Below are 18,675 nucleotides of genomic sequence, written 5' to 3'. Positions count from 1 at the left end.
TCTGGTGCAAGTTATATACCCGTTATCTTTCAAGTTGCCTCTTTGTTGGCTGCACTCGTTCACCCCGGTCACATAGTTTGCTATGTGACCGGGGATTCACTCCCTTGCCGTCTCGATGCATCTTGAAATCCATTGGGTATAGAGTGATAGCATAGTAGATGCCCTTATTTAAGCTCTTTGCTCTAAGTTATGAGAATGGACTAATGAAAGCACCTGACCGGAATTTGCAAATGGTGCGTGGATTATTAGTGGGCTGTAGTATGACTACTACGAATGCTATGGCTAATATGAATAGTAACATATCCTCATACTCAAAGCGTTATACATTTAACGCGCAATTTAATGTAGAAACCGAAGTACACACCTTGCTTGCAGACTTTTCTTTGGTTTTAATTTTTTCTAAACCAATTGAGAAGCAATATTATGCACAGTAGTATCCTAGATACTTCCGAGAGTTTGTGTCAGCTCGGGCATAGCCTATCGGCGCTGAGTTCTCTATTACCGATGCTGTTTACCATGCATGAAAAAGCGAGTGATGAATATCATCGTAGAACTTTGGAAGACGAGATAAAATAGCCTTGTTAAATGAAACAGGGGAATTTTTGGATGGTTTTCCGGTTTAAAGGCATAAACTATCGCCGACAGGGTGTTCGATATTGTTGGTACTCATCAGGGCCGATTTTTTCCCTTCCCGGGGCCTGAACCGGCACCAGGAGGTCATCACCGAGGCATCAGCATGCTAAAGAAAGTATTGTGGTGTGTGGGGCTTCTGTCCAGCCAATTGCCGGCCATTTTTTCGTTAACATCGTTGAGTAAGCCCCGGAGACAAGCGAGACTGAGTTGTTGCGGACCGACAGGATGAAATAAGGAAGCCAGACAGACATGTGTTGGCTGGGGATGGCATATTGGGTATCTTCCCGTATTTTGAGGAAAAGAAAACAATGCGTCATCATAACGTAACAGATATTACGGTTGTAGTACTCAGTTTCCACATAGCTTAAGTATAATTCTCACTAACCTCGATTAATTTCTTTAAATTTCTGGATCGTGTGCTTGATGGTTTGTTCTGTTGGCAAACGCTCCATTGCACTAGCTCCATAGAACCCATGACAATCGGGGCAATGAGCCAAAATATAGGCGACATCTTCCGGTTCCGAAATTGGGCCGCCATGGCACAAAATAATAATGTCATTTCGGACAGTTTTAGCTGTCGAAGCGCAAGCATTAATGATTGGTATACAAGATTTCAGATCATATGAGGTATTAGCACTAATATCGCCGCCAGTGGTTAGCCCCAGATGTACGACGATGATATCAGCACCTGCTTGTGCCATAGCCTCAGTTTCTTTTACATTGAAAACATAAGGAGTGGTAATCATTCCCTTTTCATGTGCCAGGCGGATTAGCTTCACCTCCAGTGCATATCCCATGCCTGTTTCTTCCAGGTTTTTTCTGAACTTTCCATCAATAAGCCCTACTGTTGGGAAGTTCTGAATACCAGCAAAACCTTGTGCCTTCAGTTCATCCAGGAAAAGAGATAAATTACAGAATGGATCAGTACCACAGACACCCGCCAATACAGGTGTTTCCTTAACTATCGGCAATATTTCATTACCCATTTCTCTGACAATTTCATTTGCATTACCGTATGGCATTAATCCGGCCAGAGGTCCTCTGCCAGCCATTCTGAAGCGCCCAGAATTATATACGATAATGAGGTCTGCCCCTCCTGCTTCTTCGCAACGCGCCGAAAGACCAGTGCCTGCACTTGCTCCAATAATAGTTTCGTTATGTTCGACTTTTTGTTTTATAGTTTCAATAATCTGATTATATTTCTTCTTCATAAGAAATTCCCTAGTGTTCTATTATTTCCTTGAATTGTTGTATTACAAGGGTACAAAATTGTGGTGAATTTATGTGAAAAGGTGTTTTTATAACTTTTCGCAATTCTGTTTGTTTTATTGTTTTTTTTAGTCCATGACAGAAAGCCTGTGTTGATGCAGGTAAATAAAAAGGTTGTTCAGGGCAATCTAAATAAGCTTTCGAAATAATAGATCACTTGGAAGGGAACTCAGTCCGATTTTTGCGATCTGATCAATCGCTAAAAATCACAAACCCCAAAACGGACTGAGCGATGCCCATCATAGCACCCATCCCCCGAAATGAACGACAGCAGATGAAAAAACTTATCCATAAAACCCGTGATAAGGATTATGCCCGCCGATTAATGGTATTATTAATGCTACATGAAGGTCATACGGTGACTCATGTCGCCAAAACCCTGCATGCTGCACGTTCTTCGGTTAATCGCTGGATTCACTGGTTTACCTTGTATGGCCTGGAAGGGCTGAAAAGTTTACCCGCCGGCAGGCCCATTGTCTGGAATTTAGCCCCGCTCTATCCGCTCTTGTCTTTCTCATTGCAGCACTCGCCTCAAGATTTTAGCTATCTTCGCTCACGCTGGAGCCTGGCGCTCATCACTCAGACTATCAATCAATTGCTCAAGTTATCTCTCACACAAAGTACGTTATATCGCTACTGCCAACAGGTCGGTATTGTCTGGCGCAGGGCCGCCCCCACCCTAAAACGACCTGATCCTGAATATCATGAAAAAATAGCAAAAATCACAGAAGCCCTGACCCATACCTCAGCACAACATCCGGTGTTTTATGAAGATGAGGTCGATATTAATTTGAATCCGAAAATCGGGGCGGACTGGTGTTTTAAAGGGCAGCAAAAACGCGTTGTCACGCCAGGAAAAAATGAAAAACATTATCTTGCCGGCTGCCTCAATGCCCAAACAGGGAAAGTGACTTATGTTAAAGGGACAAAGAAGGACTCTAATTTATTTATCAAGATGTTAGATGAGCTTAATACCCACTATCCTGATGCGAAAACGATCACATTAATCTTAGATAATTACTGCATCCATAGCAGTCAGAAAGTCAAACATTGGTTGGCACAGCATCCGAAATTTAACCTCTTATTTTTACCGAGTTATTCCCCCCGGTTGAATAAAATAGAACGGCTCTGGCAATCGTTGCATGAGACAGTCACCCGGAACCACAGCGGCCAATCTATGTGGCGATTGCTAAGTTATGTTGATGCTTTCTTGGCGTCGATTTCAGCACAGCAAAAACCAGGAATGAATAAAATCGGTGTAGCATCATTATGAATTCTTATTTAGAACAACTACCTTGTTAACATTAAGATCCCAGCCCAAGCGCTGGGATCTTCCTTTTAGCCGTCAGCCATTCTCAGCTAGCCGGATAATCAACTGCCCGCGTTCAACGGTGATGTTCACCGCCTGCCCGGTGGCAAATCCGGCCTCTTCCAGCCAGTTGCCTTTAAGGTGCAGGCTGGGATGCTGGCTGTAATAACGGGTCATCCCCGTGTTGCGGTCTTCGTGGCGGGTGCTGGTATAGCCCACCTTATAGTTGCGTCGGGCTTTTGAAATCTTCAAATCTGCATTACAATCGCGGTTAGCCATGGTAACTACTCCTGTTAGTTGCCTACGGTTAGCAGCGTTACCGGATGGCCGTCTGGTAATGCTGCACTAAATAAAAATCGTCTTTCCTGTAGCAAATCCTTTCTACGATGTCAGTAACTGCGTCATCTTCGAACGTTTAAGCAAACTGTCCATCAACACAATCAGCGCCTGCTGATCTTCATCTGATAATGAATCCATCTGCATCACAAGCGCCTGTAAACGCGGGTTATGTATCTGTGGCGGTGTCATGGGTTCCAATCCGACAAGTGAATCCAGACTACTTTGTAATACCTGAGCGATCCTGACCACAGCATCCAGTTGAGGAACAGAAGCACCGCGCTCCCAGCGGTTATAAACCCGGCGATCAACGTTGAGCAGCTCAGCTAATCTTGCTTGTGTCATCTTGCGGGCTTCTCTGGTTTCCTTTAACAGTTATCGCATCGTAGGGTTTTTTATTGCCATCCGTGGAACCTATCCAGTCAGAAGGTTCATATTATCCTTGACGGAGCAGTTACCCTCGGAGTGAGTTGGTGAAAGAGTGGGCTTATGTGATATATCGACCTTCATTACTTACCGCCATACAGTCTGAACCTGATAGAAAGGTTGTGGAAGGTGATGAATGAAAAGGTCAGAAATAAGCATGACTTCGCCTCGACGACCCTGTTCAGGCAAGCAATACATCGTTTTTTTACGGAAATATTACCGGAACTTGCCGGGAACCTGTCGTACCGTATTAATGACAACTTCTAGGTTCTGAATTCTGCATCTTCAAGTTAAGCGGGTATACCTAATCGAACAATAGTAAAACATTATATTAATTGGGGTCGCTTGACAGTTGCAGTAGAACTTTTAAATATCGCGCTCTAACTCAAAAATCAGATACAACAATTCACTAATAAATAACCTTCCTAAGATTCGTTATTATTTATTCAACGTCTTATAAAAAACGCAACAATATAATTAAAAATACTTTCACATGTAAATAATTTCATTGGATAAATAATTAAAATTACAAATAATATATATTTAAATATATAAAAAATTAATTATATTGCAATGTTATCATTCATGTGATCTGAAATATAAACGAAAAATAAAGGAGATAATTATGACTACAACTACAGAGCAAATAAATGTTGACTATCTAATATTCACTAATATAAATAACAATAATATGTAACTATCACCTAAATAAAGGAATGCAAAATGACATCTGCCTTTGACTCGATCGTATGTGTGGGAACCCCCGCGGTAACTGAATACGTTCGTACCTACAGTTATGGTCTTTAGGTCGGGGAGAATGTCAAATCTGTATCGACAAACGACAAACAGCTTTTCGCAGCGCGAAGGGTTTCGCTTAAAAACAGGCAAGGATCATTGCAATGGCTTATATATCCAAAGACTTCACGAACCTGCTCAATACCCTGATCGATGGACAGATTAAGGCAGCAAGTCGTCAGACCGAATGGTTTAACATGGGGCCTGATGAGCGTGCCGGCTACATCAGGCAGGTAGACGAGCGGTTACAGGAAATGCAGCAGAGTACGCTGAGTGTGCTGGCTGCCCAGCATTTTCAGATGCAGGACAACTCCGTTTCTGTTGGTGACCAGTTGCAGACATTGCAGCAAAGGCGGCAGCAGATGAACGATGTGCCCGGCACACCGGCGATCAACGCCTATAAGCAGCAACTGGACCGCGACATCCTGCTATACAGCCGACAGCAGATGGCCATAACGCACTTTGACAGCACTTGGCGTAAAGCTTTGACCATGCTCAATCCCGGCGGCTCTAAGACCTTGAAGACGACGACCCTGAGGGAGGACGCGGCGGACAAGCAGGCTAAGCTGGATACCGAGATCAAACGTCTGGAACAACAACTGACTATACAGGTGGCTGCCTCCACGTTCAGCCCAAAATACGTGACGCTGTTTTCCAAATTACAGGCCTACAAGGAGGTCAATGCACGCTACAACGCCTTACTCAAAGCATCCTCTACGGAAGAGGCCGCAGCTTTCGGCGGGCTGACCACGGTGCCTCCGGCCTCCGATGATCTGCCGGTAAATATTTCGTTGCTGATGATGGAGGAGCGCCCTGGCTACATCCGCATGAACGTCGCACTAGTTAATGCCAGCACCGATGGCCGCTTCAAAGATTTCTTCCTGGAGAACGGCAGATTAGTTGTGTCGGCGGACAGGGTATTCAACTTCTCCTTCGGTACCGCAGCCCGCTCCCTAGCCTGGCAACAACAATACCGGCTCAAGAGTGAGCCGCCATCCTTTCGCTCGCCGACCTATGCACCAATTCGCTCGGTGCTGGTCAAAACCGAATTCGTCGAGAAGTACTTCGCCAACTACCTAGTTTCGGAAAGCACCTTGCGTGAAGGCTTCAAGGCGCAGTTGCTGGGTAATGGTCGCAAAATGCTACTGACCAGCGTTGACCGCAAGGTGCCGAACCAGGTCGGGATTCAGGTGTCCGGCCAGGTTTCGAATACCACCATCACCCGTGAGGTACCATTGGCAAGCGCCTTGAGTGACCTGATCAACCAGAATGCTGATATCGCTAGCTTCCAGACTATCGGCCTGGAGGGGTTTCGCCAGAACGGTTATCACCCGGACCGTGACGGGCTTTTCGTTAATATCCATGAGCTGGAACGTTCGGTCGGTTTTGCCAGTCGTCAGTACTTGTTGGAAATGCCCCAGGGCAACGGTTACCTATCCGCGACGCCCTTTGGGGTGATGAGCGTTGACGACAACAAGGTCAGCAGCAGTCACTTGAGCAAGGCGCAGACCGACATACTGTATCAATACAACGCCGCATTTTTCGAGAAGCTGGAGCAACTGCGTGAAGGCGGTACGAAGGCCAGTCGTCTGTTTAAAGGCAGCGAAGATCGCAAGGCGTTCGAGCAGCAGCTGGTACGTTTGCTCGAGCGTAACCACATCACCCCCGCAGGGGTGTTGGCGCCGGAGTACTTCCGTAACAACATGCGCGATATCAAGGGTAATAACCTAAACAAAGCGCTGTGGGAACAGGCGTTTGCCGCTTCGGTCTGGCGAAGCAGCGATAATGACCCGCTGCTGTTCGGGCTGGCGACGAGACTGGTGAAGAACCCGGCTATGGTTAAGGTCTTGCAAAATGGCTATGTGCAAAGTGATATTGCCCAGGCTAGGGGGCTATTGGCACCGTTGTACGAACAATGGCGCATTCGAGCCATCGAAGCGGAAATCCAGTGGGTTGCTAGCGCCAATGCGGCACAGCATCCAAGCAATCCGAAAGTACATGTTTTCGATCAAACTGCGGTTGAGCACTCGCTGGACGACAAACTGCTCACCCTGTTACTGACCGGTCCCCAGGGCCTTGAGAACGCCGATGCGCAACTGCGCCCGGCGGTTGAGGCGGCGCTGTTGAGCAATGAGGGCAGGAGCTTGCGCAAACAGGTCTTGTTCCATGCTTTGCGTCCGGTAGCCGATAGCTTTTCTAAGGCTGCGGTCCCGGTCAATCCTCACGCTGCGCTGGGTGACGGCAAGGTCATGATCAATAACCGGTTGAATCAGCCCGATCCGTATCTGATCCTCAATACCAGCCCTGAGGAGCAAACGTATCACGAGGATTCGTACCTGATCAAGGACGATAAATACCGCAGCTACAACCAGTTCCGTCCGGACCCGAAGAATGACGCCACACGCTACATGAATGACCTGGACACCCCGTTCGTGGGGGGGATTTCCGGGACCACCCAGACCGTCAGTAATGCCTTGCCGGAATTGTTCGGTGGTGCGTTGAGCGTCAAGCAGTATTGGCAATTCCAGATGGCCAATGCGGCATTCATGATCCGTAACGGCTATCACTCGTTCTTCGAAACCCTCTATGTCGCTGCGCGTTACGAACCGGAGGGTGCGGACAGTATCGGCAAGGATATGTTGCAGATGTTCGACAAGTACCGCGCCGAAGGCAGCAAGAGAGAGTTGCAGGGTGAACTGTATGATGGAGTGATAGCGCGGGTCTTGCCAATCATTAATCAGGGCTTGCCAGCGGCTGACGAATTCCATCCACCGCGTTTTACCTACATGGGTCCAAGACCGGCGCTGCTGGGGCAGGCGGTGAAGGATCTCGAACTCAAGGTCGGGCTGGTGTCTGTAGGTGATGGATTTGAACCCCGACAAGGCAGTGCTGACATCCGTCAGTTTGCCACTGATCCTGCACTGTTCGCCAAAACCCGCACCATCAGTGCTGAGGTGCTGGTCAGGTCAGGGCACCTCCCGGCAGAGGGGAGTGCCCAGTTGGTGAAGGTCAGGTCAGGCTTATACGAGCTTGAGTACACTAAACAAAATGCTAATAGCATATCTTCAAGTAGCGTGTCGGCGTACTTCCTCGGCTACAATGGCCCGAACCAGGCCAATGCGGTACCCGCCTATGTGGACATTCCCAAGCATGTGGCTGCAGGGAGCTTTCTGTTCACCGGGACACTATCGGGCGGCTCGCTAGTGGTGACCAGCATCGACGACAATACCTACCGGGTTTACCACGATGGCCGATTCAACAGCTCGCTTCTGTATGACAATGTGGTGATGGCGGTCGACTACAAGGATTACCAGATATCCGGTACCACTGAGGGCCTTGCTGCGGCGTACATGCAGTACGTCAATGGCGAGTGGCAACTGGTGTTCCAGAGCCAGGAATATCAACGAGATGGACAGATGGTCTGGCCGAAGTTGCGCGGTGGTGTGGAGCCACTCTCGATTCAGGTTGCCGGCAGTCAGGTGGTGGAGCGCAACCAGGCCGAATTCGCCACTTACCGCGAGCAGGTTCACCAACAACTGAAGACGGTGGCGACGCAGTTTGGGGTGTCGGTCGAAGGAGTTACCGACGGCGTCTACACAGAGGGGGCATTTTCTCCTGAGCATCCGGCGATTGCCGCATGGACCCGGTTGCGCGAAGCGGTTCAGGCCAAGGTCAAAGCTAACATTGACCAAGTGGCGGACAAACGCTACCAGCTCCAGGAAGCACGACGTACCTCAAGTGATACGGCCTTGATCGACCAGCAGATCAAGCAACTCAATCTTACACAGGACTACTACAGAGCGCAGTACGATCCAGTATTGCGTGAAGCCAGTTCTGTCGAAAAGACTTGGCTCTGGCAGCAGATCAAAGCTAAGGACGGCAGCGTTGCGGTGGTACGGATTGACGATACGGCCATTCAAGGCGAGGAGCGCACTAGCAGCGTGGGAGAACGTTACGCGGCCTCCGAGGCCTATCAGCGCGGGGCACAGGATAGCGGGTTCAATGATGGTTTGCGTAACTTCCGGGAGATCAAGATCCCCGGAGTGGATGACAAAATGTCGGTTCTGGAGATGAAACGCCTGTTTCTTGAAGGAAAACTTACCCATGAGCAACGGGGGGCCTTGAGCGGTCGCATCACCGAAATCAGCCAAGCCGAGTACATCGACAAGGTACTGCGACAGACCGCAATGTTCAGTGAGGACTTCCATGACGCCGGCAGTGTCTTCGACCGCTTAGTACCACAGGACTTTTATTTGTCGCTGGTCGGTGACCGAACCGGTGGCCGTTGCTACCCTTTGGTCAGGACCATGGCTGTGGCATTGGCGGGTGGTGGAGAGGCTGGCATCAATAGCCTGGTACAAAAGCTGTTCTTCGCCTCCGCTGACCCGCAGGCGGGCAGCTCCACGCTGCTCAAGAATAGCCTGATCAGTCTGCACTACAATGTTGAGGCCGTTCAGGCTTCCACGGAGCTGGGCCAGTTCAATTTGTCCGAGGTGGTGTTGCGACTGGCCGCAACAACCAGCACCTCGATGTTTGCACTCAATACCCAGAATCACTCGATGATGGTAGGGAGCACTGTCACGGCCGAAGGCCGTCGCTACTACTTCTATGACCCGAATGTTGGGATCTTTGCCTTCAACAACACCAAGAGTCTGTCCAGGGCTATGGAGCAGCACTTGGTGGTGCGCGGGCTGGCCGCGCACTATGGCTCGTTCGGCAGCAAATCGGTGCCAGTCTTCAACCTGATTGAGATCGATACCGGCAAGATGGCTGAGGTACCAGTGGGTAATGGCCTAAACGTGTCTGACCTGACCCGATTCGAGGAACTGTCCAGTGTCATCGGGCAACGGCACCAGGTCGAGCAGGTGGTGAGTGTACAAGAGCGGGTCATGGAAGACTTGCGACTGAGCCCTGCACTGAAGACCTTTGATGCCGAGCAATGGGGCGCCCGGTTCGAAGTCGCCAGCACCCGGCTGGCGCGAGAGCACCAACTGGACAGCCTCTGGCTACCGATTATCGCTACGACGGAAGACCAGGGGGAAGGTCGCTACCGGGTCCAGTTCATTAACCGTGACCAACCCGAGCAGACCCGCTGGTTGATCACCAACGATAGCACCTTTGTTGAATTCCGGCGCTTCGTCGATGAGCACATGGGTGTACTGAACGAGCACTTTACCCTGGAGCACGGCCGGATACGGCCTCGCGGCGGAGTTGGCGAGGCCGCTCCGGTGGATGGGCTGAACGCCGGGTTTGCGGTTCAGACGCTAATCCAGTGGTTTGCCGACAAGAACCGCCACGATGCGGCAAGCGGGGTGACTTCGCCTGATCTGGCCACCGCGCTCAAGGTTCACAGCTACCTCAACTTGGTCCAGATGGCTCACGGTGGTGTACAGGATATAGCCAAGGTCACCGCGTTGGTGCGTACGGCGCTGCGCGGTGAAGTGGTGGCCGCCGAAACCTCGTTAAAGGACTTTGCTTCGAACCTAGGCCACACCGTCAACGAAGGTGCCGGTGTGTTGTTTGGCGGAGCTATGGTCGGTCTGGATGCTTATGAATTGGCCTACGCTGAGAACGATGTGCAGAAGGCGGTGTTCGGTACCCAGTTAGCGTTCGACTCGGCGAGCTTTGTCACTGGTACCGCCGGGGTGGGGGCTGGTTTGGTCGGTGCTTCGACGGCCGGGGCGGTACTCGGTGGAGCCAGCGTGATCCTTGGCGGACTCGCGGTGGGCTTTACGGCATTGGCTCAAGCCTTTGGTGCGGTCGCCGAGGATGCCAAGGCGGTAGGCCGTTACTTTGATACGGTCGACAAGGCGTACAAAGGTAACGGCTATCGATATGACAACGAGAAAAAGGTGCTGGTGCCTCTTGCCGGGGCGGTGATCAAGAGCCTTGACTTGCGCAGGAACCAGATCAGCTTCGACAGCCAGTACATCTACCGTACCCATTCGGGCTCTACCGGTTCGGGGAAAATCAATTACTTCTTCTGGGTCGGTGACTTTCCGCGAATGGTCCATGATCGTGGTCAGGCTATCGAAGTGCGTAGCGGTATTGGTTACAAGGATATCTCCCGGCCTCTTGAACACGGCGACAGCAATGTCGTGATCCTGCCGGGCACACCTAAGTCTTACATCAGTTACGAATACATGCTGCTCCCTGGCACCACCACACGCCATGATGCTGGTTTCGACGTGATACGCAGGCTAGAGGAAGACAAGCGGTTTGACTACGACTTTTATATCTTTCCGGGTGAGGAGACAATCCGCAGGATTCATCATGAGTACGTCGACACCCCAATCGAGGTGATACTCGATCAGCGCAACCGGCAACTGGTGGTGCCCGAGCTACCCAAAGAGCTACACGGCTTTTTGCGCTACGAGATCAAGGGAGCGGGTGGCGAGTACCTGATCGGCCTCAACGAAGGCACCCAAGTTAAGCTCACGAGCGATAGTGCGAGTGCATTATCGCGCTGGATCATCGATAGCAGTCAGCTCGCCAGTGACAGCATCAGCGTGTCGAAGAACCAACTGGTGGTCGGCGGGGTGGTAGTCGAACGCGATCCGATCCAGAACGGGCAGGTATTGGTGGTCAACGGCAAGGGAGAGGTGCGCGAAGTTGACTTTGCTGGCCTGACAACTCAGGTGGTAAGCGAAGATGCGAGTAAGTGGCAGGTGCCCGGCCAGCAAATTGAGCAGCACCTGAGTGATCTGGCCAAAGCGCATCAGTTGCACGGGCAGTACGTAGTGGTGGAGAACTACAGCCACAACGGGCGAGATGTTGGTCGAGCGTTTTACGATGTAGGCAAGGAGCGGATGTTGTTCACCAACGCCACCCACGAACAGACCAGACATGCCCAATTGGGTGCGGTGATGGGTGACCATGCCTATTTCTACGACGCCGACAATGCGGCGACGTGGCGGGTAGACATCGCCACCGGACAGGTCGATGTGCAGTTTGAGCCATGGTTTAATCAAAATGCGGGTAAGATCAGTCGGCTATGGCAGGAGGGAGATGCGGTCTACCTGGCACGCCGTTATCGACTAAAAGAGAAGGAGGCTGAACTAGAGAAGGAAGCTGAGCTGTGCTATCGGATACTCGATGATCGAATGGAGTTGGTCAGTGCGGTGGGTGATGATGCGCTGCTCCAGCTTTTAGCTCGTACCAGCCGGCATAGTGATGAGCTCAAGACTATACTCAAGGGCTACTACGAGAGCAAAAGTATACAGCGTGAGACTCCGACGTATATATTGGGCGCACGGTTGATCCAGCCGACCAGTGCGGCGCTAGTCACGGTGTTCGGCGTGGATGCGGCTGGCGTGGCGCACCGCTACTGGATACGTCCCGGCGACGGGACACTGATCAAGCCGAATCTGGCGCCACTGGCAGATCAGTCCCCGCACTTTAAAGAGTACGAACAAACCCGCAGTGCCTGGCCGATCCCGGCCGACCTGGTGTTAGCGGGGAGCATGTCGCAGCCCGGCGACAAGGAAGTGTTTTTCTTCTACAGTAAAGAGCAAAAGGCCCTGTTCCGACAGGAAGGTCCCGGGCAGGCTGTTCTCGACGCCAGCCATCCCACAGCATTACGCATCAGTACTCCAGCGTTAGCCAACCTGGTCAATCTGAACGGCAGCTTGCTTGTCATCACTGAGGATGGGCGTGTGGCCCGGCTCGATGCACTGGGGCAGCTTAGCTACGAAGCGGTCAACGAGCATTGGCTCAAGGGACGTACCCACTGGTGGCAGGACCTGGCTAGCGTCGCCGACGGCAGAGCTACTCTGGCAGTGTTCGGGGTCAAGGGTACCGACGGCAAGAGCCTGCTGCCAGTGTGGTACCACAACGGTCAGGTAGTCGTGGCTTCGGCCCCCCTGCAAGATAAGCGTTTGCAGTTCTTGGGTTTTGAAGCTGATGGCTCCGGTGCGCGACTGTTCGAACCCGCCAGCGGCAAGTTGTATCGTCAGCCGCCTATGACTGCCGATGCGCTGGCTGCCGCGTTCGGTACCGACGAGGTGCTTGAGGTTTCGCCACAGCTTCCCGCCGCCAGTGAGCTGGCGTCTGGACTGCACCTCAAGGCGGCGGAGCAAGTCGATGCCGGGCTACGCCTGACCACCGTCAAAGGCGAGATCCTATTGCGAACCAATGACGGTAAATTGCAGTTGGTCGCCGTCGACAAAGGCTGGCAACAGGACAACTTCGCTCGTCTGCCACAGGCACTTGCTAAGATCGCTGGTCAGTGGCGAGCCAAAGGTGTGCTGACCTTGCAAGGCGATGACACACAAGGCTGGTTCGATGTCGGCAGCGGTCAAGTGTTCTCCTGCGGTAGCATCCAGGCTAAAGACAATCTGCGTTTCATCGGAATTGCTACCGGGAAGAAGGGCGCATATGTGTACAGCCCAACGAACCAGGCGCTATACCGGGTCAAGGACGATGGTGTGCAGAAGCTGAATCATTACACTAGTGTCGAGCGTATTGGTTCGTCGTTGTTAATTCGGAGCGGGGGCGCGGATGGTCGCCGGGACGACTTGACCCCACCGCTGATCGCCGGTGTTGACAGTGTGGTGTTGCATGGCGGTGCCGATAACGATACCTACCGCCTCAGCCAAGAGATGTGGTCGTATTACCGCACGGTTATCATTGACAACGATGACCCGGGCCAGGCCCTGGACCGCTTGATCATTCCGGTGGTTGATGCGGAAAAAATCCTCGTGAGCCGCCATGAGGATAACTTGATGCTGACTGACTCGACCAATGGCACGACCTTGGTGATGCGCAAGGTGTTCGGTAGCCAGGCGGTGACGCACCAGCATTTGCAAATCGAACTGGAAGGTTCTTCGCTGGTGATGGGAGTGGACCATCTGGTCAAGAACTTTACTCAGAGGAGTTACACCAAAGGGGGGCTGGTAGAGCTGTCTTGGGCCAGTAGACAACCCGTCATCATGCCTCATGCGATTCATTCCGTTGCTGCTGTCCCGGACACGGAGGGGCCGAGCCTAGCGAAGCTGAGCGGGGCGATGGCCTCGTTCCCTGATATCGGCGGTGCCCGCGAGCACCTGCCGCAAAACCGTCAGGCTACGCAGGCGGCGCTGGTGCCACCGCTGTCTTGAGTTAGCAGGAGAAACCACAGGAGGGGCGCAAAGCCCTTCCTGTCTCCGGGCTCCGGTCGAATCATTCCTCCTGTAGTAGAAGCAGATCATGATCAAACCCATCGAAGGCTTACGGTCAAGTTATTGCAAGGTGGTGAATACATTCCTGATGTTTTCAGGTGTGAACAATCGGCCTGCTTAAGTGATCCGCCAGCAGGTACTAGCATTGCGTGGATATGTGTTGCATCAGGTCGGGCTGAAAGGTGTTACTTGGAATAGTAAGATTGCGCATTTGCTGGAGTGTGAGTTGATGCTGTACATCGATGTTGAGCCACAGAGAGAAGAATGTTAATAGGATAAAACAGAATATTCTCGCTGCTGGCTGAACCTGTCTTTTCTACATAAATTCCTTGTTACAAGATGGGGAATCTTTTTGAACTGAGGCAATCTTTTATAACTAACCCTATTCTGATTAATAATAAGAAAGCTGAGCAACCAATAATAAACAATATCGTGTTAATGAATTCATTGATTTTAGTTTGGATGGATTGACAGGTGCAATAGAACTTGCAAGTATTTCGCCAAAGAAAAAATTGACGCCTAAATTTTTAGGTATCCTAGCTTGGTAACCCTTATGTTCAATTCAGTATCGAAGTACTGAAAAGCCAAACCAACTACAGTTATGCATCCGGGTTCTTGTATTGAGTGGGCCGTCGAGTTTTTATCTCCTAACCAACGCACCTTGAATTGGTGCCCGGAGGCGGAATCGAACCACCGACACGAGGATTTTCAATCCTCTGCTCTACCGACTGAGCTATCCGGGCAACGGGGCGCATTAAACCGTATTCAGCCTAAGTCGTCAATGCCTTTCTGATAAAAAATGATAAAAGCGGATTGATTGCTTTCTTTTTGCTCGGAATTTGTGTGGTTGTTCATCTTAGGCTGATTTTTGTTAACTTAACGCACCATTTTTGCGGCATAAGGCAATAGCTAAAACATCTTCTGCCAGCAGTTTTGCCGTAGTGATATCACCAATATCCCGTTTGAGTAGTAGCTTACTCAGGCAACCTTCCAGAATCAGTTCCATCTGTTTAGCAACGAGTTCGCAATCTTCAATATCCAGTTGATGTAATAGCTCGGTGGTGTAACGGGAAGAACTCTGTTTTTGTAATTCAGCTAATTGATGGATAGGGTGGTCAGATTCAGGGAATGCGCTACAGGCTGCGATAAATAGGCAGCCTGGGTAGCGTTTCTCCTTTACTTTTTCATCAAGGGCTGTGTAACGAGCCAGTAGCTTCTGCTCTGGTGTCAGAGTTTCATCCAGTAATATCTGTCGCTGCCAGACTTCAATCTGTTGGCCGTGATAACGTAGACAGTCATAAAGTAGAGCTTCCCGATCGGGCCAGAACTGCTTGAGATATTCGATATCCATGTTAAGCGAGCCAAAAAGTACCTCAGTTGTGATGGATAAGCCATGTTGCTCCAGTAAGTTTAAGGCATGACTAAGAACTTGTTCTCGTTGCATGGTGTTCTCCTTCTGAATCATTTTGGCAGATGTTGCAAATGCTCATTAAAGTGGGTTGCATCCATAAAACCATTTACCCGTGAATCGGGGATCTCTTTCCCCTGAGAATCAAAAAACAAAATAGTCGGCAATCCCCGAACGCTAAGTTTTTCTAAAAGCTGCTTCTGTTGCGGGCTGTTGTTCGTGACATTGGCCTGTAACAGTAAGGTATCACCTAGTTGTGACTGAACTTGTGGATCGCTGAAAGTATATTTTTCAAATTCTTTACAAGCGGTACACCAGTCAGCATAGAAATCAAGCATAACGGTTTTATGGCTGTTTTGTGTCATTATCTGTTCTAATTCCTGCCAGTTATTTATCTGGCGGAAATTTAAACTGTGTTGCGACTGTTGTGTGACCGTTGTACCCCAAAACCAATCCTGCAATGGGCGGGTAGCTATCAGCATCAAAATTAACAATATCAGTTGTATGACTCGTACCCAACCGTTTTGGCTTCTAATCGTCAGAACAAATCCCCATCCTAGGAAACTGACTGCTAGCAGGCTCCATAATTGTATTCCCCATGCATCACCGATAACCCTTTCCAGCAGGAAAATGGGTAGCGCAAGAATAATGAAGCCAAAAGCTTCTTTAACATACTGCATCCAAGGCCCACTGCGTGGCAGGAGTTTGTGACCAAATAGGGTGACAGCAATGAGCGGTAATCCCATTCCCAAAGCGTAAAGATAAAGGGTTAGGCCACCTGCCACGGTATTACCACTTTGAGCAATGTAGAGCAGAATCGCGCTTAAAGGCGCGGTAGTACAAGGAGAGCAAATTAATCCCGCTAACGCACCCATAGCGAATACACCGAAAAGTGAACCGTTTTTTTGCTGGTTACTCCAGTTGACTAAGCGCGTCTGAACAGCGGAAGGCAGTTGCAGAGAATAGAGGCCGAACATCGACAGTGCCAGCAGAATAAACAATACTGATAAGCCGATCAGTACATACGGATGTTGCAGTGCGGCCTGAAATTGTAGACCGGCAGCCGCTACAATCAATCCAAGTAGCGTATAGGTGACTGCCATGCCTTGAACATAGCTTAGCGCTAACCAAAATATCTGTCTCAGGCTTTTAGGGCGTTGGCTGCCAAGAATAATGCTGGAAATCAATGGATACATCGGTAGTACACAAGGTGTAAAGGCGATACCGATGCCAATCAAAATTGCCCAGAGTGGTGAGAAAGGTAAATGTTGTTGGTCATTCGATGCACTTTCTGGCGTTTTGTGAACAGGTTCAGCAGGTATGGCGTCAGTTGTTTTTGATGGAATAACTGCACTCAATGGAACAAGGCGGGTTTCAGGTGGATAGCAATATCCTGCGGCGGCACAGCCTTGATAAGTGACAACGATATTAGAATTGTTGTTCGCCTTTGTAACAGGAACATTGACGATGAGTTGTTGGAAATAAACTTTAGTTTCACCAAAGAATTCATCTCGATGAGCTGTACCTTGTGGCAACGTGATTTTACCTAGTGTGGCCTGTTGCGGCTCAATATGAAGTTGTTTGCGATAAAGGTAATAACCCGGTTTGATCTGCCAGTCTAACGTCAATTTGTCGTTTTTTTGCTGAAAATCAAACATGAATGCCTGATCTACTGGCAAATATGGGTTTTGCCCCGGCTGTTCAAACAGCGCGTTTGCTGCCGTTGGGGTAAGGAGGGGGCTGCAAAGCAGCAAAAATAGCATCAGAGTACGTTTAATCATAAAGATAATGATCGCTAATCGAATGAAACAGATTCAGCACTATAACCGAAGGCGGCCAGACCAGAAAGTGTTCTGGTTAAGATTAAGACAGTTATTGAAGGTTTTCAGAGAAAATGTATCGCTTGGTAGAAGAGAGTATATAGGGGCGGTATACGCCCCTATATTAAGCGGTTATTGGCAGGCAGAGAATTAAAGGATCATACTGCCGAATAGGAAACCGAAGGCAACAGCTAGAGCAACCCCAATGGTGCCAGGGATAAAGAATGGATGATTAAATACAAAACGGCCGATACGGGTCGTGCCGGTGTCATCCATTTGAACTGCGGCAACTAAGGTTGGATAAGTAGGTAGAATAAACAATCCAGAAACTGCGGAGAAAGAGGCAATGGCAGTCAATGGAGTGACGTTCAGAGCCAAAGCCATCGGCATCAACGCTTTTGCGGTAGCTGCCTGAGAATAGAGTAGGGCGGAACAGAAGAAGAAAATAATCGCTAGCAGCCAAGGTTGAGAGTGGATTAACTCTCCAGCGGTGCCTTTAATCCAATCCATGTTTGCCTGTACAAAAGTATCTCCTAGCCATGCAACACCCAGAATACAGATACATGCGCTCATACCCGCTTTAAAGGTACTGGAGTTCAGGATGGCGTCAGTATCAACTGAACAGAACATGGTGGTGATAGTTGCAACACTCAACATAATGATCAGAATAGCGTGAGTAGTGTTCATCAGGGGTTCTGCAATCAGGCCGATGCTTGGGCTGTTGACGATAGCGTAAATAACAACACTGATAACACCCGACAGGAATAACAGAACAGAAGCTTTAGCCCTTGGTTTGATCTCAATCTGTTTGCTGCCACGCAGAGTTACCAGGTTTTCTTCCAGACGTTTCAGATAAATGGGGTCATCAGATAGTTTGGAATTGAACATCCAGGCGATGATGAAAGACATCAGAACGATAGCGGCGAAAGTGGATGGTAATAGCACCATCAACAGATGGATATAGCTGACGCCGTGGCCTTCCATCAGAGAAGACATATAAACGACTGCTGCGGAAATGGGTGAGGCGGTGATGCCAATTTGGGCTGCTACAACCGCCGTGGAAAGTGGACGGCATGGCTTAATGCCTTGCTCTTTCGCAACTTCAGTAATAACAGGTAGCGCTGACAGAGAGATGTTACCTGTACCTGCAAACAGTGTCAGGAAATAGGTAACGATAGGTGCGAGTATCGTGATGTATTTTGGATTTTTACGCAGCAGTTTTTCAGTCTGCTGGACCAGATAATCCAGACCACCGGCAACCTGCATTGCAGAGATAGCGGCGATAACGGCCATAATGATGGAAATAACATCAAATGGGATATGCCCTGGTTTAACGCCAATTATAGCCAGCACCAGAACGCCAAGACCACCGGCAAATCCAATGCCAATTCCCCCTAATCTTGCACCCAGGAAGATGGCCAGCAGAACGATAATCAATTCTACGGCTAACATAATAGTGACTCCTTGAAATAATTAAAAATTTGAAAATTTTAGGTTAATACTTTGTGCATGTAGGGAAGT

Annotated in this window: 12 protein-coding genes, 1 tRNA gene and 1 pseudogene; 6 read left to right on the top strand and 8 right to left on the bottom strand. The window is 49.8% G+C overall.

The window, feature by feature from the left end:
- Positions 1–203: 203 nt before the first annotated feature.
- Positions 204–434: a hypothetical protein gene (locus tag LG003_RS07435; RefSeq protein ID WP_112878235.1), complete on the top strand. Its 231-nt coding sequence runs from the start codon at positions 204–206 to the stop codon at positions 432–434.
- Positions 424–576: a hypothetical protein gene (locus LG003_RS07430; RefSeq protein WP_158537779.1), complete on the top strand. Its 153-nt coding sequence runs from the start codon at positions 424–426 to the stop codon at positions 574–576. Before LG003_RS07435 ends, LG003_RS07430 begins: the two co-directional genes overlap by 11 nt.
- A 437-nt stretch (positions 577–1,013) precedes the next feature.
- On the opposite strand, the gene LG003_RS07425 is transcribed toward LG003_RS07430, so the two are convergent.
- Together LG003_RS07425 and LG003_RS07420 are read right to left on the bottom strand one after the other, a co-directional pair.
- Positions 1,014–1,844, bottom strand: a complete 831-nt coding sequence (locus LG003_RS07425; protein WP_262980442.1) for a phosphoenolpyruvate hydrolase family protein — start codon at positions 1,842–1,844, stop codon at positions 1,014–1,016.
- A 10-nt stretch (positions 1,845–1,854) separates the two neighbouring features.
- Positions 1,855–2,049, bottom strand: a complete 195-nt coding sequence (locus tag LG003_RS07420; protein ID WP_240000803.1) for a Tm-1-like ATP-binding domain-containing protein — start codon at positions 2,047–2,049, stop codon at positions 1,855–1,857.
- Positions 2,050–2,134: 85 nt separating this feature from the next.
- On the opposite strand from LG003_RS07420, the gene LG003_RS07415 reads away from it, so the two are divergent.
- Positions 2,135–3,175 (top strand): IS630 family transposase, encoded by a 1,041-nt coding sequence (locus LG003_RS07415; RefSeq protein WP_262980441.1) that lies wholly within the window; start codon positions 2,135–2,137, stop codon positions 3,173–3,175.
- Between the two features lie 72 nt (positions 3,176–3,247).
- Here LG003_RS07415 and LG003_RS07410 read toward each other — a convergent pair whose 3' ends face one another.
- Together LG003_RS07410 and LG003_RS07405 are read right to left on the bottom strand one after the other, a co-directional pair.
- Positions 3,248–3,490 (bottom strand): SymE family type I addiction module toxin, encoded by a 243-nt coding sequence (locus tag LG003_RS07410; RefSeq protein WP_112878236.1) that lies wholly within the window; start codon positions 3,488–3,490, stop codon positions 3,248–3,250.
- 102 nt (positions 3,491–3,592) lie between these two features.
- On the bottom strand, positions 3,593–3,892 hold the full coding sequence (locus tag LG003_RS07405) for a helix-turn-helix transcriptional regulator (RefSeq protein ID WP_112878237.1): 300 nt from the start codon (positions 3,890–3,892) through the stop codon (positions 3,593–3,595).
- A gap of 19 nt (positions 3,893–3,911) precedes the next feature.
- Here LG003_RS07405 and LG003_RS07400 point away from each other — a divergent pair.
- The 3 genes and pseudogenes from LG003_RS07400 to LG003_RS07390 form a co-directional block, all read left to right on the top strand.
- Positions 3,912–4,240: pseudogene (locus LG003_RS07400) on the top strand (transposase); the annotation flags it as partial.
- A 632-nt stretch (positions 4,241–4,872) separates the two neighbouring features.
- Entirely contained in the window at positions 4,873–13,866 is an 8,994-nt protein-coding gene (gene mcf / locus LG003_RS07395) for an insecticidal toxin MCF (protein WP_262980440.1), read from the top strand.
- A gap of 181 nt (positions 13,867–14,047) precedes the next feature.
- Positions 14,048–14,197: a hypothetical protein gene (locus tag LG003_RS07390; protein ID WP_238399278.1), complete on the top strand. Its 150-nt coding sequence runs from the start codon at positions 14,048–14,050 to the stop codon at positions 14,195–14,197.
- A gap of 396 nt (positions 14,198–14,593) precedes the next feature.
- Here LG003_RS07390 and LG003_RS07385 read toward each other — a convergent pair.
- The 4 genes from LG003_RS07385 to LG003_RS07370 all read right to left on the bottom strand — a co-directional run bounded on the left by LG003_RS07385 (position 14,594) and on the right by LG003_RS07370 (position 18,606).
- Positions 14,594–14,669 (bottom strand) — tRNA-Phe (locus tag LG003_RS07385).
- A 128-nt stretch (positions 14,670–14,797) separates the two neighbouring features.
- Entirely contained in the window at positions 14,798–15,370 is a 573-nt protein-coding gene (gene dicD / locus LG003_RS07380) for a division control transcriptional repressor DicD (RefSeq protein ID WP_112878239.1), read from the bottom strand.
- Between the two features lie 17 nt (positions 15,371–15,387).
- On the bottom strand, positions 15,388–17,115 hold the full coding sequence (locus LG003_RS07375) for a protein-disulfide reductase DsbD (protein ID WP_262980439.1): 1,728 nt from the start codon (positions 17,113–17,115) through the stop codon (positions 15,388–15,390).
- A 189-nt stretch (positions 17,116–17,304) separates the two neighbouring features.
- Positions 17,305–18,606, bottom strand: coding sequence for an anaerobic C4-dicarboxylate transporter (locus LG003_RS07370; RefSeq protein ID WP_112878241.1), 1,302 nt, complete (start codon positions 18,604–18,606; stop codon positions 17,305–17,307).
- Positions 18,607–18,675: the final 69 nt, after the last annotated feature.

Origin of the sequence: Photorhabdus kleinii (genome assembly GCF_025384885.1) — a bacterium.
GTDB classification, from domain to species: domain Bacteria; phylum Pseudomonadota; class Gammaproteobacteria; order Enterobacterales; family Enterobacteriaceae; genus Photorhabdus; species Photorhabdus kayaii.
This window is presented reverse-complemented; position numbering and strand designations above follow the sequence as displayed.